The sequence below is a fragment of the Synechococcus sp. HJ21-Hayes genome, assembly GCF_024345835.1.
GTDB lineage: Bacteria > Cyanobacteriota > Cyanobacteriia > PCC-6307 > Cyanobiaceae > Vulcanococcus.
The window spans coordinates 130,985-145,365 of sequence record NZ_JAGQBW010000007.1 but is presented as its reverse complement, the minus strand read 5'-3'; the positions used below and the strand labels follow the sequence as shown (position 1 = coordinate 145,365).

The window sequence follows — 14,381 nt, the reverse complement described above, 5'->3', positions numbered from 1 at the left end:
CCGCTGGTCTCAATCTGCTGCGCCTGGCCGGTTTCGACTCGATCCGCGAGGGCCTGCAAGCGGTGATGCATGACATCAAGGCACTGCTGGCGATGGCGCGACGACAACCAGAGCTCAACCCGTGACCACACTTTGAATCAGCCCTGTCTTTGGGGGCGGGTCAGGTGCATGGCCGTGTTAGAGAGTGGCAGCATTGTCGGGAACAAGCAAGGGCAGAATCCTTGCAGTAACCATTGCCAGCACCTCAGGCAAAGCGCGCTCAATCAGCTTCGCCTTCCTGGCACGCCAATCAAGGCTCTTCAATTGATCAGCAAGAACGACACCGACCACACCACCACCATCTGGCAAGGCAACCTCGAAGGGATAGCCCTTAACACGTGATGTCACCGGACAAAACAAGGCCAAGCCAACCTTCGCGTTGTAGGCCTTCGGCGAGATCACCAAAGCAGGACGCCTTCCAGCCTGCTCACTACCCGTCTGCGGTGTGAACTCCAGCCAGACCAAGTCACCCCGATCAGGGACATACGCAGCAGTCAACAGAAGATCTCCGCACCGACAGCTGAACCCGTATCGATAGAGGAATGGAGGTTCTCCTCTGAGACCTCTGCCAAGAGATCGTCGAGGCTGAGGCGAGCAGGAACCGACGGTTTCACGACAAGCTCGCCATCCTTGGCACTCAAGCTAACTTCAGAGCCAGCGCCGAGGCCAACCTCCTCAGCCAGGCCGCGCGGGATCCGCACCCCGAGACTGTTTCCCCATTTCTGGACCCGTGTCCGCACAGCAACCCAGCGGCTATACAGAGAGTATACTAGCTCTGGGCTGCAACCGCTTCGCCCCCATCTCTCTAACGCCAGCGATCACCTGCCCGCAGGGGCTATTGCCAGAGCTATTCACTGGGTGCATACTTTCGGGGAGCGGGACAGGTGCATTGCGTCGTTAGAGTGGACTAAGGCAGACACCATTGAAATGCCGAATGCGATTCGATTGCTCATAAAGACATTTGCCATTTTAATTCACCGTCTATCCGTTCGTATAGATCTAGCTTGCGGATGATGTGTTCAGCAGCATCTGTGGCTGAACTATCAAAAGGCGCTTGATAAACCTGATCCTTGAAAATGTCATAGCAAGTCCATTTCTCATCAGCATACAGGTAAGCAAATTCAAGTCTTTCTTTGTGTAGGTGCACACCCCGTCCAAAACCGCAATACCCCAGGAAGTCATCAAGATCTTTGTGAATCATCGAGCCGAATTCGCCAGAACCTCTTTCAGAATAATAAAGAGGCGTCCAGATCCGGCTAGGTGCACCGAATTCATCAAGAACTATACACCCTTCAAAATCAGTATTTGAAAAGCAGCATTGCATATCCCCGCCATCTATCAATGCCTTGACATCTCCAAATGAACAGTAGAATGAGGCAAGAATTCTACCAAGCCACTGCGGGTAACCATCATAGTGATGATAACAAGAAACAACTGCCTTGCTTTCTGCGACATAACCAATGCGAGCCGTGGTCATGAGTAAATGGCGTCAACTCACTCTAACGCTGAATGGGCGGACCCGCCTAATCCCTGCTGCGCCCTTGTCATGTCCGTATAAGAGCCTCCGCCTCCACAGGCAACAACACAATAGGCCCGTCGGAGGCTGTCTTTTCGCGTGGCCCCTGTAATCCATCGGGATGTTATGCGGACCCGCTGAATGCGGATCAGGCCATTGGCTCGCTCCTTCTTGCCTAAGGCCTTTGTGTTGATGGCCTTCAGAACAATGCTGTTGAGCTGGAGTGCACCGCTTGTCTCTGCCACTCGCACCTCCCCATGTGCCCCTGCAGCTGGTAGGCCGTCACGCTGCAAACGGCAACTGAGATACCGGTGGCACCTACAGGCGCAGCCGCTTCATACCCGTGGCCACCCGCGTTGTCTATACCTGTGCCGGCTTTCCCCGCCAGCCTCTCAACCACCTCGTCCTCCACCACAACGGCTACCCCACAGGTGCCGCCTGCTCGAAGGACCAACGTTCAGCGCCGCAGCACCTGCAGGCCATTGGCGCCTTCGAGCCGCTCGCGGTTGTGGCCGTGGCGCCAGGGTTTGCTGTGGCTCGCCACCAGACACTCCTGCCGCTGCAGCCCCGTAACCCGGCAGGCCGGCTCCCGCTCCGTACCCGCCTCTGGTTCCACCAGCCCGATCTGGCTGATGCGGCCCTTGGCGTAGCTGAACACCACATCCCCGCGCAGGGCAACCAGGTGATGGACGCTGGGTTGAAGACTCTGCAGGTGGAAGCCTCCATCCCTAGCCTCCACTGATCCCTGCCGGCCAGAACCCGCGAGCCCCGTGAGCACCCCTCCGATCACAACCTTCGCTGAGTTCGCGCAACGGGCCGATTATTCGCTGCTGGAGGGGCTGCAGCCGGATCCGCAAGCCACGCTGGATGGCCACGATCACCGGCCCCGCCAGGTGTTCTCGGGCCATTACGTGCCGGTGACACCCACGCCGCTTCCAAATCCGGAGTATGTGGCCCACAGTCCTGCCCTGTTCCAGGAGCTGGGTCTGGACGACGCCCTGGCCCACGACGAGGCGTTCCTGCGGCTGTTGTCCGGCGACATCAGCGTGGCGCGGCAGCCGATGCGCCCCTATGGCTGGGCCACCGGCTATGCCCTCTCGATCTACGGCGCTGAATACATCCAGCAGTGTCCATTTGGCACCGGCAACGGCTATGGCGATGGCCGAGCCATTTCCGTGTTTGAGGGCGTGTTCAACGGCCGGCGCTGGGAGATGCAGCTGAAAGGAGGCGGCCCCACGCCCTACTGCCGCGGCGCCGATGGCCGGGCCGTGCTGCGCTCCAGCGTGCGCGAGTTTCTGGCCCAGGAGTTCATGCACGCCCTGGGCATTCCCACCTCCCGCTCCTTGACGCTCTATGGGTCCGGCGCCGAAACCGTGCGCCGGCCCTGGTACGCGCCGGGGTCCCAGTCGTTCGACCCAGACATCCTGGTGGACAACCCAGCGGCGATCACAACCCGCGTGGCCCCCTCGTTTCTGCGGGTTGGCCAGCTGGAGCTGTTCGCCCGCCGCGTCCGCCGCCAGGCCCATCCAGGCGCGCTGGAGGAGCTGCGCCTGATCGTGGCCCACCTGATCGAGCGCAACTACCGGCCGGAGATTGATCCCGCTCTCCCGTTCAGCGAGCAGGTGCTGGAGCTGGCGGGGTTGTTCCGCACGCGGCTCACCGCCCTGGTGGCCAACTGGATCCGGGTGGGCTACTGCCAGGGGAATTTCAACAGCGACAACTGCGCCGCCGGCGGCTACACCCTCGACTACGGCCCCTTCGGCTTCTGCGACTTGTTCGATCCCCGCTTTCAGCCCTGGACCGGCGGCGGCGAGCACTTCAGCTTCTTCAACCAACCGCAGGCGGCCGAGGCCAACTTCCACATGTTCTGGACAGCGCTGCGGCCGTTGCTTGACACCAACAGCGAGGCCCTGGCACGGCTCGATCAGATCCGCGAAGGGTTTGCCGCAGCGATGGAGCAGGAACTCGCGGCGATGTGGGCCCACAAGCTCGGCCTGGCCGCCCCTGATGCCGAACTGGTGAACGATCTGCTGGAGCTCCTGGTGAGCTCCAGGGCGGACTACACGATTGCCTTCCGAAGGCTGTCGGCCATTCCCGCCACCATCCCCGAGCACCTCTCAGCCCTGAAGGAGAGCTTCTACCTGCCGAGTTCAGAGGAGCTCAATGGGCAGTGGACCCAATGGCTCGGCCGCTGGCGTGCTGCCATCGCGGCCCATGGCGACCTCCGCGAGACATCCGCCGCGATGCAGCGCGTGAACCCAGCCATCACCTGGCGCGAATGGTTGGTCGCACCGGCCTACCAACAGGCGGCGCAGGGAGACACCAGCTTGATCCAGGAGCTGCAGGCGGTGTTCAGCCATCCCTACAACGAGCCAGCCCCGGAACTGGCGGCGACCTACGACCGCCTCAAGCCCAGGGAGTTCTTCAACGCCGGTGGGGTGTCGCACTACAGCTGTTCGTCGTGAGTTGATCAGCCAGCCCCTGCATGCGCGGCAGCAACAGGGCCAGGGCCGAGGCCAGCAACAGCACAGCCGCCAGGCCAGCGAGCGCCAGGCCGTCGCCGCCCGGCCGCAGCATCAGCCGGCCCATCACGATCGGTGCCAGGAAGCCGCCGATATTGCCCACCGAGTTGATCCAGGCAATGCCGCCCGCCGCCGCCCGGCCGCCCAGGAACTGGGAGGGAATCGCCCAGAACGGCCCCAGGCAGGAGAAGGTGGCGGCGGTGGACACACTGATCAGGGCCAGGCGCACCAGGCCACTGCCGGCGCTGGCCAGGCCCAACGACACGGCCGCCACCGCCAGGGCCACCGCCACATGCAGCCGCTGCTCGCCGCTCCGATCGGAGGAGGCGCCCACCAGCAGCATCGCGGCCACCGCCAGGGCATAGGGAACCGCACTCATCAGATTGGCCAGCACCGGTGAAGCCGTCGCCGGTGACAGAGCCTCGGCCACGAAGCGCGGGATCCAGAAGCTGAATCCGTAGAAGCCGGTGGCGATCGCCATGTAGAGAATCCCCAGCAGCCAAAGCCGCGGTTGGCGCAGGCCCGCCAACAGGCCATGCACCTGCCGGCCACTGCCGTGGAGTTGGATCTGTTCCTCCTGCAGCACCTGCTCCAGGGCTGAGGCCTCCTCAGCCGAGAGCCAGGGCGCCTGATGGGGCCGGTCGGGCAGACGCCGCCACACCACAAAGGCCAGCGCGATCGCCGGCAGGGCCTCGAGCAGGAACAGCCAGCGCCAGCCGGCCAATCCGCCCACACCATGCAGCGACAGCAATCCCGCCGAGATCGGCCCCCCCAGAAGGCCCGCCATCGGGATCGCCAACATGAACCCCGCCAGGGTGCGGGAGCGCTGCGCGGCCGGCACCCACTGGCTGAGATACAAAACAATGCCGGGGAAGAAGCCCGCCTCCGCCACGCCGAGCAGCAGCCGCAGCCCATTGAACTGCTGAGCGCTGGTCATGAAAGCCATCAGGCCGGCCACCACCCCCCAGCTGAGCAGGATGCGGCCGATCCAGCGGCGCGCGCCCACCCGCTCGAGCATCAGATTGCTGGGGATCTCGAACAGCACATAGCCGAGGAAGAAGATGCCAGCGGCAACGCCGTAGCTGGCGGTGGTCAGCCCCAGGGCTGCGCTCACACCGGCGGCAGCAAAGGAGATGTTCACCCGGTCGAGATAGGCGACCAGATACAGCAGGAACAGAAACGGCAACAGGTGCCTGCGAATTCCGACCAGCGCGCGGTCGAGGGGGGCGGAAGCGAGAGACACCGCAAGTCAAAGCATTCGCTGTTCAGTTTCTTCACGCCTGGCAGAGTTGCCAACGCCTTCGCGGTGGATCCAGGGGGTGTCGGTGTTGAGCACGCCGAAGGCCGCTCCGATCTCGGCGCGTGTGTCGTGGCCATGCTGGTGCCGCAGCCGCTTCAGCTACACCATCACCCGTGGCCCTAGAGATCGGCCCACCGTTCTCTCAGGCTGGGAGATCCGCGTCGGTCCTTAATTCCGTCATCCAGTCATCCTGATGCCCGATGCATCCGGACGCTTCAGCCTCGACAATCGGCGCGTCCTGATCTCTTCGGCTGCTGCTGTGCTGGCACCTGTGGGCCACGCTGCCTACGCTGATTTGGTGCTATTCCTTGCATCCGATGCTTCCAACTTCATCTGTGGTCAAGTGATCCGTCTGGATGGCGGCCTGACCGCAGTTTGATGCGTAAACTGGCGAATACACTCGCCCATGCTGGCAATCAACCAACCAATCAATCAATCAAAATGCTTCCATTGCTAGAGCGGGCTGGATGTGAATCCAGAATGATGCTGAGAAGGCGACGCTGATGGAACGTGCCTCACGCAGGCGCGGCTGTCGGCAGGCAGCAAGTCCCCCAAGGGAGCGATTTTGGATCAACTCTGCCCCCACCCCAGGACCCTTGAGGCCTCCGAGGCCTGCTGCCACCGGCTGGCTGGCGTGCTCTTCCCCTGGGATGTAACCCGGGCCCTGGAACTGGCACTGCTGAAAACCTTCTGCGTTCCCTCGATCTCGGCGCTGCTGGCGCACACCGGCGAGTTTGAACAGCGGCCGCGCAAGCGCTACGACGACACCGGCTTAATGGTGGCCGAGCTGCTACGCCATGGACTGGACAGCGCACAAGGCGCGGCGGTGATCGCCCGCATGAACCGCATCCACGGCCACTACGCCATCACCAACGACGATTTCCTGTATGTGCTCTCCAGCTTCGTGGCCGAGCCGATCCGGTGGATTGAGCGCTATGGCTGGCGTGGGCTGACGCACGAGGAGCGGGAGCACCTGTTCCGCTTCTGGCAGGCGGCGGGGGAGCGGATGGGGATCACGGCGATCCCGTCCAGCCTGGCCGCGCTGCTGGCGCTCAACGAGCGGGTGGAGCAGGAGACGTTCCGCTACGCCGCAAGCAACCAGAGGATTGCGGAGGCCACCCTGGGCATGCTGCTGGCCGACTGGCCTGCGTCACTGCGACCGTTGCTGCGGCGTGTGCTCCAGAGCCTGTTGGCCAATGAAGTGGCCGGCAGCCTCGGCTGGCCCGCGGCGCCGGGCGTCCTCCAGCGCGGTGTGTTGCTGGCGCTGCGCAGCCGCAGCCGGATCGCCGGCGGCTGGCTGGCCCTGCGGCGACGTCTCGGCGCTGAGCCCTCGCCGCGCTTCTACTCGATGCACCCCACACCCAGCTACGGCCGCTGCTTTGCGCTCGACCAGCTGGGCCCGCCGCCGCTGTTGCCGCAGCTGAACCGGCCCGAGCCGCGTTGAGCATCGCGACCCCGCACCCCGAGCGTTGTGCAACAACAACTCCCTCATGGCCACTGCCGGGCTGAACGACGCCCCGGGGCGCCGTACTGCTTATCGAGTGCTTCGGCCAGGATGGCGCAAGCCCATCCGATCAACTGCGGCGGCGAGCCCCGGCCCGATGCGACCCACCCTCCGCCGCCAGCTGCTCCACCTCGCCACCGATCTCTCGGCCCTGGTGCAGAACCCAGACGATCTGGGGCACGGCTTCGACCTGCTCACCCGCAGCTACTCCACACCGGTGGCCGATGCGGCCCGCGCCTCCCTGCGCAGCTGCGGGGCGATCGCGCCGCTGCTGCGCGAGCGCTACTGGGGCCATTGGCCCAGCCAGACGGCGTTGCTGGCCATGCCCAGCGGCAGCCTCGGCCATGGCTATGCCAGTTGGTTTGCCAATGCCGGCGGGAAACCTCTACCGGATCCCCAGCTGGCGGAAGGCACCGATGGCGACGACATCTGGCTGCACCAACGGGTGCGCCACACCCACGACCTCTGGCATGTGGTGTGCGGCTGCCCACCCACCCCCGCCGGGGAAGCGGCGTTGAGTGCCATCAACGTGATGCAGCTGCGCTGGCCAGGCAGCGCCATGCTGTTGGGGGCCGATCTGCTGCACCGCTGCCTGGAGGGGCCGATCCCTGGCGAGGTCGACGTGGGGCAGGCGGTGGCCTACGGACTCGAGCTGGGCCGCACCTGCAAGCCGCTGCTCGCCCAGCGGTGGGAGGAGGGATGGCAACGGCCACTGGCCGAGTGGCGTGAGCAGCTGGGGATCGCCAACCTCGTGGAGCACTCTCCCTTCACAGAGGGCAGCACCAACCCCTTGTGACGCGGTTTTCAGGCAGAGGGCCGAGGGGCTGCGATGGCATGCAACAGCTGTCGCATCGCCAGCGGCTGCAGCACCAGATCAATCAGCACCACCACAAAGACCAGGGCCAGGAGCTGGTCGGCGAGCGGTTCAACCGCCGCCGCCGTGATGCCCCGCAGATGGGGAAGCTCCTCGGTAAGCGAAACGGTGAGGGCGAGGGGCACGGCACCCCGCATGCCGCAGCCCGCCATGATCAGGCGGTCGCCGCGCGGAAAGGCCGGCGGGCGAAGCACCAGCCACACCCCCACCAACCGGGCCAGGGGTAACACCAGCGCCAGGCCCTGCCCAACCGGCAACACCGAACCCAGCGCCTCTGGTTGCACCATCAGCCCCAGCAGCAGAAGCACCGTGAGTTCGGCGGCGGTGTTGAACGGCTGCATCACGCGCCCCAGCGCCTGCTGCTCGAAACGGTCGATGCGGTAGCGGCCGTTGGAGAGGCACACCCCGGCCAGAAACACCGCCAGCAGGCCACCACCCCCCAGCAACTGGCCAAAGCCGAAGGCCACGAACGCGAGGGCCACAGCCACCAACAGGAGCTGCTGGTCGGAGCGCACCAGGCGATCGATCAGCCGCGGAGCCAGGCCTCCCACCGCAACCCCGGCCACCATCCCGGCCAGCACATGCAGGGCCAACGCCCCCAGTTGCTCCGGCAACCGACTCGTCAGCGCCGCATGCAGCGACTGGTGGTCGCCATGGGCCTGAACCTGCAGGATCGCGGCCACAAAGCCAAAGCACAACAGCGCCATCACGGTGCTGAGGGCCGCTTCAAACTCCAACAAATGGCTGAGGCGGCCACTCACGCTGTGGCGCAGGGCCACCAGCAGATCCTCGAGGGCGCCGCTGTCGGTGGCCGCAAGGCAACACACCACAAGCCAAACCACCGATGGCGGCAGCCCTCCGGGCAGGCCAGGGGCCAGCAACCACAGCGCCAGGCCTGCGATCAACACCGTGATCAGCAAGCCCAACGTGCCCAGCCGCAGTCCGGCGGCCTTCATGCCATGGATGCGGCGCAGATTGGTTCGCAGCCCGGCATAGAAGAGCAGAAGCGCCAAGCTCACCCGGTGCAGCGTCTCCAGCTGCAACGGGGCCAGGGGCTCGGTGCGGGCCAGGAGGTCGCTGGGGATGGCGAGGCCCAGCAGCAACACGGCCGCTGCCCCCGGCAGACGCCACCCAGCCGCCAGTCGATCGACGGCCAGAGCCGCCAGATACATCAGCCCCAGTCCGAGGAAAAAACCACGCGGTAACAGGGTCCCAGCCAGGTAGGCGGGGCCTTCGGGTGGGGTCGTGAGCAGGATGAGCACGGCAACGCCTGAAGTTGCGGTCATGGGATCCTCCCCCCGCACGCCAGCCAGCACATTCGCCGCTGCCAGGCACTCAGCCTGTGGATCAGCAATGCGTCCTAGAGCGGACCAGGCGCCGCCATCACCAGCAGCCCATCCCGCGGGCTGGGGCTGGGGATCAGCGCCAGGCTGAGGTCCTGGTTGGGCACCAGCTGCAGCTGGCACTGGCGCAGCAGGCCCACCGCCATCAGCCGGATCTCCAGCTCCGCCAGCGCCTTGCCCAGGCACACGCGATCGCCGCCGCCGAAGGGCAGCAGCGTGAGGCCATTGTTGGGGTCGAGATGGCGCTGGGGGCGGAAGGCATCCAGATCATCCGCGCCGTTGCCGGCCAGCCGATTGGAGGCCGCCAGCGCCACCTGCACCACCCGCCCGGCGGGCACCAGCACGCCAGCCAGCTCCAGCGGCTGGGTGGTGCGCCGGAAGAAGCCACCCACCGGCGGGTTGAGGCGCATCACCTCCTGCACCACCGCCGTGAGCCGCGGGGTCGGCGCCCCCTCCGCCAGGGGCCAGGCCTGGCTGCTGATCTCCTCCTGCAGCCAGGCCAGCTCCGCCGGGTGCTGCAGGAGCGCCGCCATCAGGCAGCTCAACGAGGAGGCCGTGGTTTCGTAGCCGGCGAAGAGCAGCAACAGCAACTGCTCCACGAGGTCGTCGTCCGTGAGCGGCAGCCCCGCCTCATCGAGGCCGCCGCTGAGCAGATCCAGGCCACCGGTGGGGCGCTCCTGGGCCCTCTCCAGCACGCGCCGCAGCCGCTCAAGCAGCCGCGAGCGCGCCTGCAGCGCCCGGGCGAAGGGACTGCCAGGCAGGGCGATCGGCACCGAGAACAGCGCCCGCGTCCAGATTTCGAAGTCTGCGAACAGGGCCTCGCTATCGCCCCGCTCCAGGCCCAGCACCACGTCGGCGATCACCGCGAAGGCAAAACGCCGCATCCGCTCCACCAGGGCGATCGGTTCGCGGCCCGCGTTCAGCTCCGCCGCCAGCTCCTCCACCAGATCGGTGATCGCCGGGCTGTAGCGCCGTAGCGCCGCCGCCGAGAACAGCTGGCCCACCACCCGCCGCCGGGCGCGGTGATCGGCGCCGTTGCGGTTGGCCAGCGAACGGCTCCCCAGCAGCTGCCGCACGCTCTCCGGCCACCAGCCCTCAGTGCTTTCGGGCTGGCTGAGCAGATCCGTGATCGCCCGCTCGCCGCGGATGAACACCAGCGGCTGGCCCAGCAACGTCGTTTCGAACACATCGCCGTAGCGCTCGAAGCGGCCGCGGGCAAAGTCCGCATCGCGGAAGAACGCCAGCGCCTCCAGGACGCCGCTGATGGCGCCGGTGCTTGGCAGTGGGCGAGGAGAGAGGGGCATCACAACGTGCTGAGTCCATGGGCACAGATCACCCCCCCAGCTCCCAGCGACACGGTTGTTGTTGCTGCCGTGGATGGCGAAGATCTGGTCGGTGTTGAACGCAAACGTCTGTTTGCCAGCGTCTGGCGCCGCTTCAGCCTACGAAGCCGCCCAGCAGAGGAGCGGGCCGAAGGTGGGGCCTTCTGTCCCTTCTGGCCAAGGCAATCCAACCGGCTCGACTAGCGTCAAGGGGTTCGCAATGACGCCTCCCATTTGACGACCGTAAGCGTCATCACACCGACCAGGCTTTTGCCGGATCGGTTGCCCATGTTGAGCGATTTAAATCGCAGCCTCGCTGCCAATAGCTGCAGCATCGAACATGTGATCGTCGTTGATGGCAACGGCATCGAAGCCCTCCCCGCGGAGCTGGCGGCCAACGCCACCGTGATCGCCTCCACCCGGCCCATTGGTCAGGCCGCAGCTCGGAATCTGGGGTTGCTTGTGGCTCGGGGTGAGTGGATCACCAGCGCCGACGATGACGACTGGCTTTATCCCTACTCCATCGACCAACGTCTGGCGGCAATCGAAGGCCAGACAGGGGCCTTATGGGCAGCGGGATATTGCACGGACGACCTCAAGAATGATCCCGCTATTGTCTCTGCGGGACCATGCCTGGCGGGTGATATCTGGCGCGCATGGCCATCCCCCCATGACAGCATTCCCCTAGGCCCAACCACCCTGCTGGTGGAGGCTGCCTTGCTCAAACGCGTCGGTGGCTGGATGGGCCTGCCTCAAGGCGAAGATGTGGGCATGATGATCGCGGTGACCAGTAGTGCCCCAGGTGTGTTGATTGCTGATTACGTGTATCACATACGCCTGCATGTTGGCCAGATGACGAAAGCCGCCTGGTTTGATGATTTGGAGCTGTTGTCGCGCCGCTCTGCCTGGGAGCGCGGAGCATCCATTCTCGCTCAGCAGCAGCAGCCAAACACCTCGGTGCCTCTGATCCGCCAGACCATGGTGAGCCTGTGAGTGCCAACGCCCTGCCGTCAATCGCTGGACGCGAGGCAGAGATCCTGGCCCTGGTGCAGCAGAACCAACCCGTGTTTCTGCCCAACACCAAGCTTCAGCTGGAGCAGATCTGCTCCGCCTTCGCCTGTGCCCTGCACATGCACCAGCCCACGATTCCGGCCGGGGCCAGCGGAGAGCTGATCTCCCATCTGCAATACATGGTTGAGCATCCGGGCGAGGGCGATAACCACAACGCCGAACCCTTCGCCCAGTGCTACCGGCGTCTGGCCGAGTTCATTCCCCAACTGATCAGCGAAGGCTGCAACCCACGGATCATGCTGGATTATTCCGGCAATCTGCTCTGGGGGTTCGAGCAGATGGGCCGCGTCGACATCCTCGAGGCCCTGCGATATCTGGCCTGCGATCCCACCATGCAACCCCACGTGGAGTGGCTGGGCACCTTCTGGAGCCACGCTGTGGCCCCTTCCACGCCGATCCCCGATCTGAAGCTGCAGATCCTGGCCTGGCAGCAACACTTCGCCGCCCTGTTTGGTGATGCGGCCCTGCAACGGGTGAAGGGCTTCTCGCCACCAGAGATGCACCTGCCCAATCATCCCGACACCCTCTATGCCTTCGTGAAGGCCCTGCGGGAGTGTGGCTACCGCTGGCTGCTGGTGCAGGAACACAGCGTGGAAAACCTCGATGGTTCCGGCCTCAGCCACGAGCAGAAGTACATCCCCAATCAACTGGTGGCGCGCAGCTCCAGCGGCGACACGGTGAGCATCACCGCCCTGATCAAAACCCAGGGCTCCGACACCAAGCTGGTGGGCCAGATGCAGCCCTGCTACGAGGCCCTGAGCCTGGGGCGGATGGCGCTGGGCGACATCCCCATTCCCGCCCTGGTGTCCCAGATCGCCGACGGTGAAAACGGCGGCGTGATGATGAACGAATTCCCCCAGGCCTTCCTCCAGGCCCATCGCAAGCTGACGGGCGAAGGCGGACGCACGGCAGCGATCAACGGCACGGAATACCTCGAACTGCTGGAGGCCGCCGGTGTCACCACTGAGGCCTATCCCCGGATTCAGGCGGTGCAGCAGCACAAGCTGTGGCAACGCCTGGATGCACCCACCAGCCCGGAAGCGGTGCAGGCCGCCATCGGCGCACTCCAGGCCAGCGATCCCAGCTTCTCCATGGCCGGCGCCTCCTGGACCAACAACCTCAGCTGGGTGGAGGGCTACACCAACGTGCTGGAGCCGATGAACCGCCTCAGCGCCGCCTTTCACCAGCGCTTTGATGCTCCAGTGGCGGCCGACCCCGCCGTGACCCGCAGCCAGCCCTACCAGCAGGCCCTGTTGCAGCTGCTGCTGTTGCAAACCAGCTGCTTCCGCTACTGGGGCCAGGGCACCTGGACCGACTACGCCACGGAGATCTACCGCCGGGGTGAGGCGGCACTCTCCTCCTCGATGCTGTAGTACAGCCGATCATCGGAGCAGCACAGATCGGCGTAATAGCGCTCGAGCACCACGTGGGCCTCGTCGTAGCTGGCAAACACCTGGCCGGTGATGGCGTCCTGGCCGCCATCGTCCCGCTGGATCCGGTAGTGCCTGGCCATACAGCACCTCGGCGTTCTGGTGGGTTCTGGGCCTCCCTAGCCTGCAGCCATGGCCAGCGTTGATCCACTGCCGCCCTGGCGGCCCCTGCTGCGCGGGGCACGCGAGCGGGAGGGGCGCTCACCCCAGGCCCGCTGGTTGCAGCTGGCCAGCGTGGCGGCCGATGGCACGCCGCGGCTGCGCACCCTGGTGTTCCGCGGCTGGGCCGGCGCTGCGGAACTGGATCTGCTCACCGATGGCCGCAGCGCCAAGGCCACCGAACTGCGCCACCAGCCGGCGGTGGAGCTGGGGTGGCTGCTGCCCAAGGCCCGCTGCCAGTTCCGCCTGCGCGGTGCGGTGCTGAACCTGGCGGCCGAGCTGGAGGCCAGCGAGCGGCAACGGCACTGGCAGGGCCTCACCCCGGGTGGCCGCGCCTTGTGGGGCTGGCCGGCACCGGGCGAGCCGCTCGATGGCGAGGCCGGCTTCCCCGCCGAACTGAGCGATCACCTGCCGATCCCCACCTGCTTCCAGCTGCTGCGCATTGGGCTGGAGCAAGTGGAGCTGCTGCAGCTCACCAACCACCCCCACCGCCGCAGCCGCTGGTGCCGCGAAGATGGCTGGGCGGAGCAGCGCCTCAATCCCTGACCCTCCCGCACTGATGCCCCACCACGCCGAGCGCCCCACCAAGATCTGCCCCGTTTGCCAGCGCCCCTTCCAGTGGCGGAAAAAGTGGAAGGACGTTTGGGAGGAAGTGCGCTACTGCTCAGAGCGCTGCCGCCGCCAACGCACAGCCAAGCCCTGAGGCCACCGGGCCGGGATCCACGCAGCAACTCACTCAGGGCCTGCTGGCTGGAAGGCGGTGGAGGCGGACGACTGCTGACTGATGGCCCAGTTGGTGGCAGCCTTCTGGGTGTGCCAGGCCTGCAGCAACTGTTTCGCCAGTTGCTGCAGTTCAGCGGGATCCACAGAGGCATCAATCACGCGATTGAAGCGCTCAATCTCGAATTGCTGTGCGATGGAGAGATCAATCGGCATGGACATGGCCTCACTCCCGATGGGTGATGCAAAGGTATCGAGCAGGCACAGAGCGGTCGTAGCGAGCACTACAAGAGCGCCAGACAACAGCATTGCAAGTTATGTAATGCCCATCTCGATAAGCAGTGCCAATGGTATTGATGAGCAATCGCCCCCTCTCCCCATGCGCCTCAGCTGGCCCCAGCATCTGCAGGCCGCTCGAACCATCGAGCTCACCGGCGATCAGCACCGTGGCACGTCCCTGGCCCTGATGGGCATTTCCCTGCTGCTACTGGCTGAGGATCTACTGGAGCTGGAAAGCGTTGCAGCGGGCCCAGCGGGCCCTGGCAACGACCAGCGCTGATTTCAGACCTCAGGACTCCGCC

Annotated in this window: 18 protein-coding genes; 9 read left to right on the top strand and 9 right to left on the bottom strand. The window is 65.3% G+C overall.

Annotation, left to right across the window (positions count from 1 at the left end; all coding sequences use genetic code 11):
* Positions 1-177 precede the first annotated feature (177 nt).
* From mazF to KBZ14_RS07615, 4 genes are all read right to left on the bottom strand, one after another.
* A complete protein-coding gene (gene mazF / locus KBZ14_RS07625; protein WP_255117714.1) occupies positions 178-537 on the bottom strand; it encodes an endoribonuclease MazF in 360 nt (119 codons plus the stop codon).
* Positions 534-779, bottom strand: a complete 246-nt coding sequence (locus tag KBZ14_RS15935; protein ID WP_399210880.1) for an AbrB/MazE/SpoVT family DNA-binding domain-containing protein — start codon at positions 777-779, stop codon at positions 534-536. The genes mazF and KBZ14_RS15935 overlap by 4 nt, the downstream gene beginning before the upstream one ends.
* 209 nt (positions 780-988) lie before the next feature.
* A complete protein-coding gene (locus KBZ14_RS07620) occupies positions 989-1,516 on the bottom strand; it encodes a hypothetical protein (RefSeq protein WP_255117713.1) in 528 nt (175 codons plus the stop codon).
* Between the two features lie 496 nt (positions 1,517-2,012).
* Entirely contained in the window at positions 2,013-2,333 is a 321-nt protein-coding gene (locus tag KBZ14_RS07615; RefSeq protein ID WP_255117712.1) for a hypothetical protein, read from the bottom strand.
* Between KBZ14_RS07615 and KBZ14_RS07610 the strand changes: the two genes are divergently transcribed.
* Positions 2,326-4,020 (top strand): protein adenylyltransferase SelO, encoded by a 1,695-nt coding sequence (locus KBZ14_RS07610; protein ID WP_255117711.1) that lies wholly within the window; start codon positions 2,326-2,328, stop codon positions 4,018-4,020. The two genes, KBZ14_RS07615 and KBZ14_RS07610, sit on opposite strands and share 8 nt — an antisense overlap.
* Here KBZ14_RS07610 and KBZ14_RS07605 read toward each other — a convergent pair.
* Entirely contained in the window at positions 3,980-5,263 is a 1,284-nt protein-coding gene (locus tag KBZ14_RS07605) for an MFS transporter (RefSeq protein WP_255117710.1), read from the bottom strand. The two genes, KBZ14_RS07610 and KBZ14_RS07605, sit on opposite strands and share 41 nt — an antisense overlap.
* Before the next feature lie 307 nt (positions 5,264-5,570).
* Between KBZ14_RS07605 and KBZ14_RS07600 the strand changes: the two genes are divergently transcribed.
* From KBZ14_RS07600 to KBZ14_RS07590, 3 genes are all read left to right on the top strand, one after another.
* Positions 5,571-5,756: a Rossmann-fold NAD(P)-binding domain-containing protein gene (locus KBZ14_RS07600; RefSeq protein ID WP_255117709.1), complete on the top strand. Its 186-nt coding sequence runs from the start codon at positions 5,571-5,573 to the stop codon at positions 5,754-5,756.
* A 255-nt stretch (positions 5,757-6,011) separates the two neighbouring features.
* Entirely contained in the window at positions 6,012-6,821 is an 810-nt protein-coding gene (locus tag KBZ14_RS07595) for an oxygenase MpaB family protein (RefSeq protein ID WP_255117708.1), read from the top strand.
* A 157-nt stretch (positions 6,822-6,978) separates the two neighbouring features.
* A complete protein-coding gene (locus KBZ14_RS07590; RefSeq protein ID WP_255117707.1) occupies positions 6,979-7,677 on the top strand; it encodes a Coq4 family protein in 699 nt (232 codons plus the stop codon).
* Positions 7,678-7,685: 8 nt separating this feature from the next.
* Here the strand turns inward: KBZ14_RS07590 and KBZ14_RS07585 are convergent, their stop codons facing one another.
* A complete protein-coding gene (locus KBZ14_RS07585) occupies positions 7,686-9,041 on the bottom strand; it encodes a cation:proton antiporter domain-containing protein (protein ID WP_255117706.1) in 1,356 nt (451 codons plus the stop codon).
* 74 nt (positions 9,042-9,115) lie between these two features.
* Entirely contained in the window at positions 9,116-10,402 is a 1,287-nt protein-coding gene (locus tag KBZ14_RS07580; RefSeq protein ID WP_255117705.1) for a cytochrome P450, read from the bottom strand.
* Between the two features lie 306 nt (positions 10,403-10,708).
* Here KBZ14_RS07580 and KBZ14_RS07575 point away from each other — a divergent pair, with 306 nt between their 5' ends.
* Positions 10,709-11,413, top strand: coding sequence for a glycosyltransferase (locus tag KBZ14_RS07575; RefSeq protein WP_399210875.1), 705 nt, complete (start codon positions 10,709-10,711; stop codon positions 11,411-11,413).
* Entirely contained in the window at positions 11,410-12,864 is a 1,455-nt protein-coding gene (locus KBZ14_RS07570; protein WP_255117703.1) for a polysaccharide deacetylase family protein, read from the top strand. The genes KBZ14_RS07575 and KBZ14_RS07570 overlap by 4 nt, the downstream gene beginning before the upstream one ends.
* On the opposite strand, the gene KBZ14_RS07565 is transcribed toward KBZ14_RS07570, so the two are convergent.
* Positions 12,822-13,004, bottom strand: a complete 183-nt coding sequence (locus tag KBZ14_RS07565) for a hypothetical protein (RefSeq protein WP_255117702.1) — start codon at positions 13,002-13,004, stop codon at positions 12,822-12,824. The two genes, KBZ14_RS07570 and KBZ14_RS07565, sit on opposite strands and share 43 nt — an antisense overlap.
* Positions 13,005-13,053: 49 nt before the next feature.
* On the opposite strand from KBZ14_RS07565, the gene KBZ14_RS07560 reads away from it, so the two are divergent.
* Together KBZ14_RS07560 and KBZ14_RS07555 are read left to right on the top strand one after the other, a co-directional pair.
* A complete protein-coding gene (locus KBZ14_RS07560) occupies positions 13,054-13,626 on the top strand; it encodes a pyridoxamine 5'-phosphate oxidase family protein (protein WP_255117701.1) in 573 nt (190 codons plus the stop codon).
* Between the two features lie 13 nt (positions 13,627-13,639).
* A complete protein-coding gene (locus KBZ14_RS07555) occupies positions 13,640-13,783 on the top strand; it encodes a DUF2256 domain-containing protein (protein WP_255117700.1) in 144 nt (47 codons plus the stop codon).
* Positions 13,784-13,812: 29 nt separating this feature from the next.
* Here the strand turns inward: KBZ14_RS07555 and KBZ14_RS07550 are convergent, their stop codons facing one another.
* A complete protein-coding gene (locus KBZ14_RS07550; RefSeq protein WP_255117699.1) occupies positions 13,813-14,022 on the bottom strand; it encodes a hypothetical protein in 210 nt (69 codons plus the stop codon).
* 100 nt (positions 14,023-14,122) lie between these two features.
* Here KBZ14_RS07550 and KBZ14_RS07545 point away from each other — a divergent pair, with 100 nt between their 5' ends.
* Complete coding sequence (locus KBZ14_RS07545) at positions 14,123-14,359, top strand: hypothetical protein (RefSeq protein WP_255117698.1); 237 nt, start codon at positions 14,123-14,125, stop codon at positions 14,357-14,359.
* Positions 14,360-14,381: the final 22 nt, after the last annotated feature.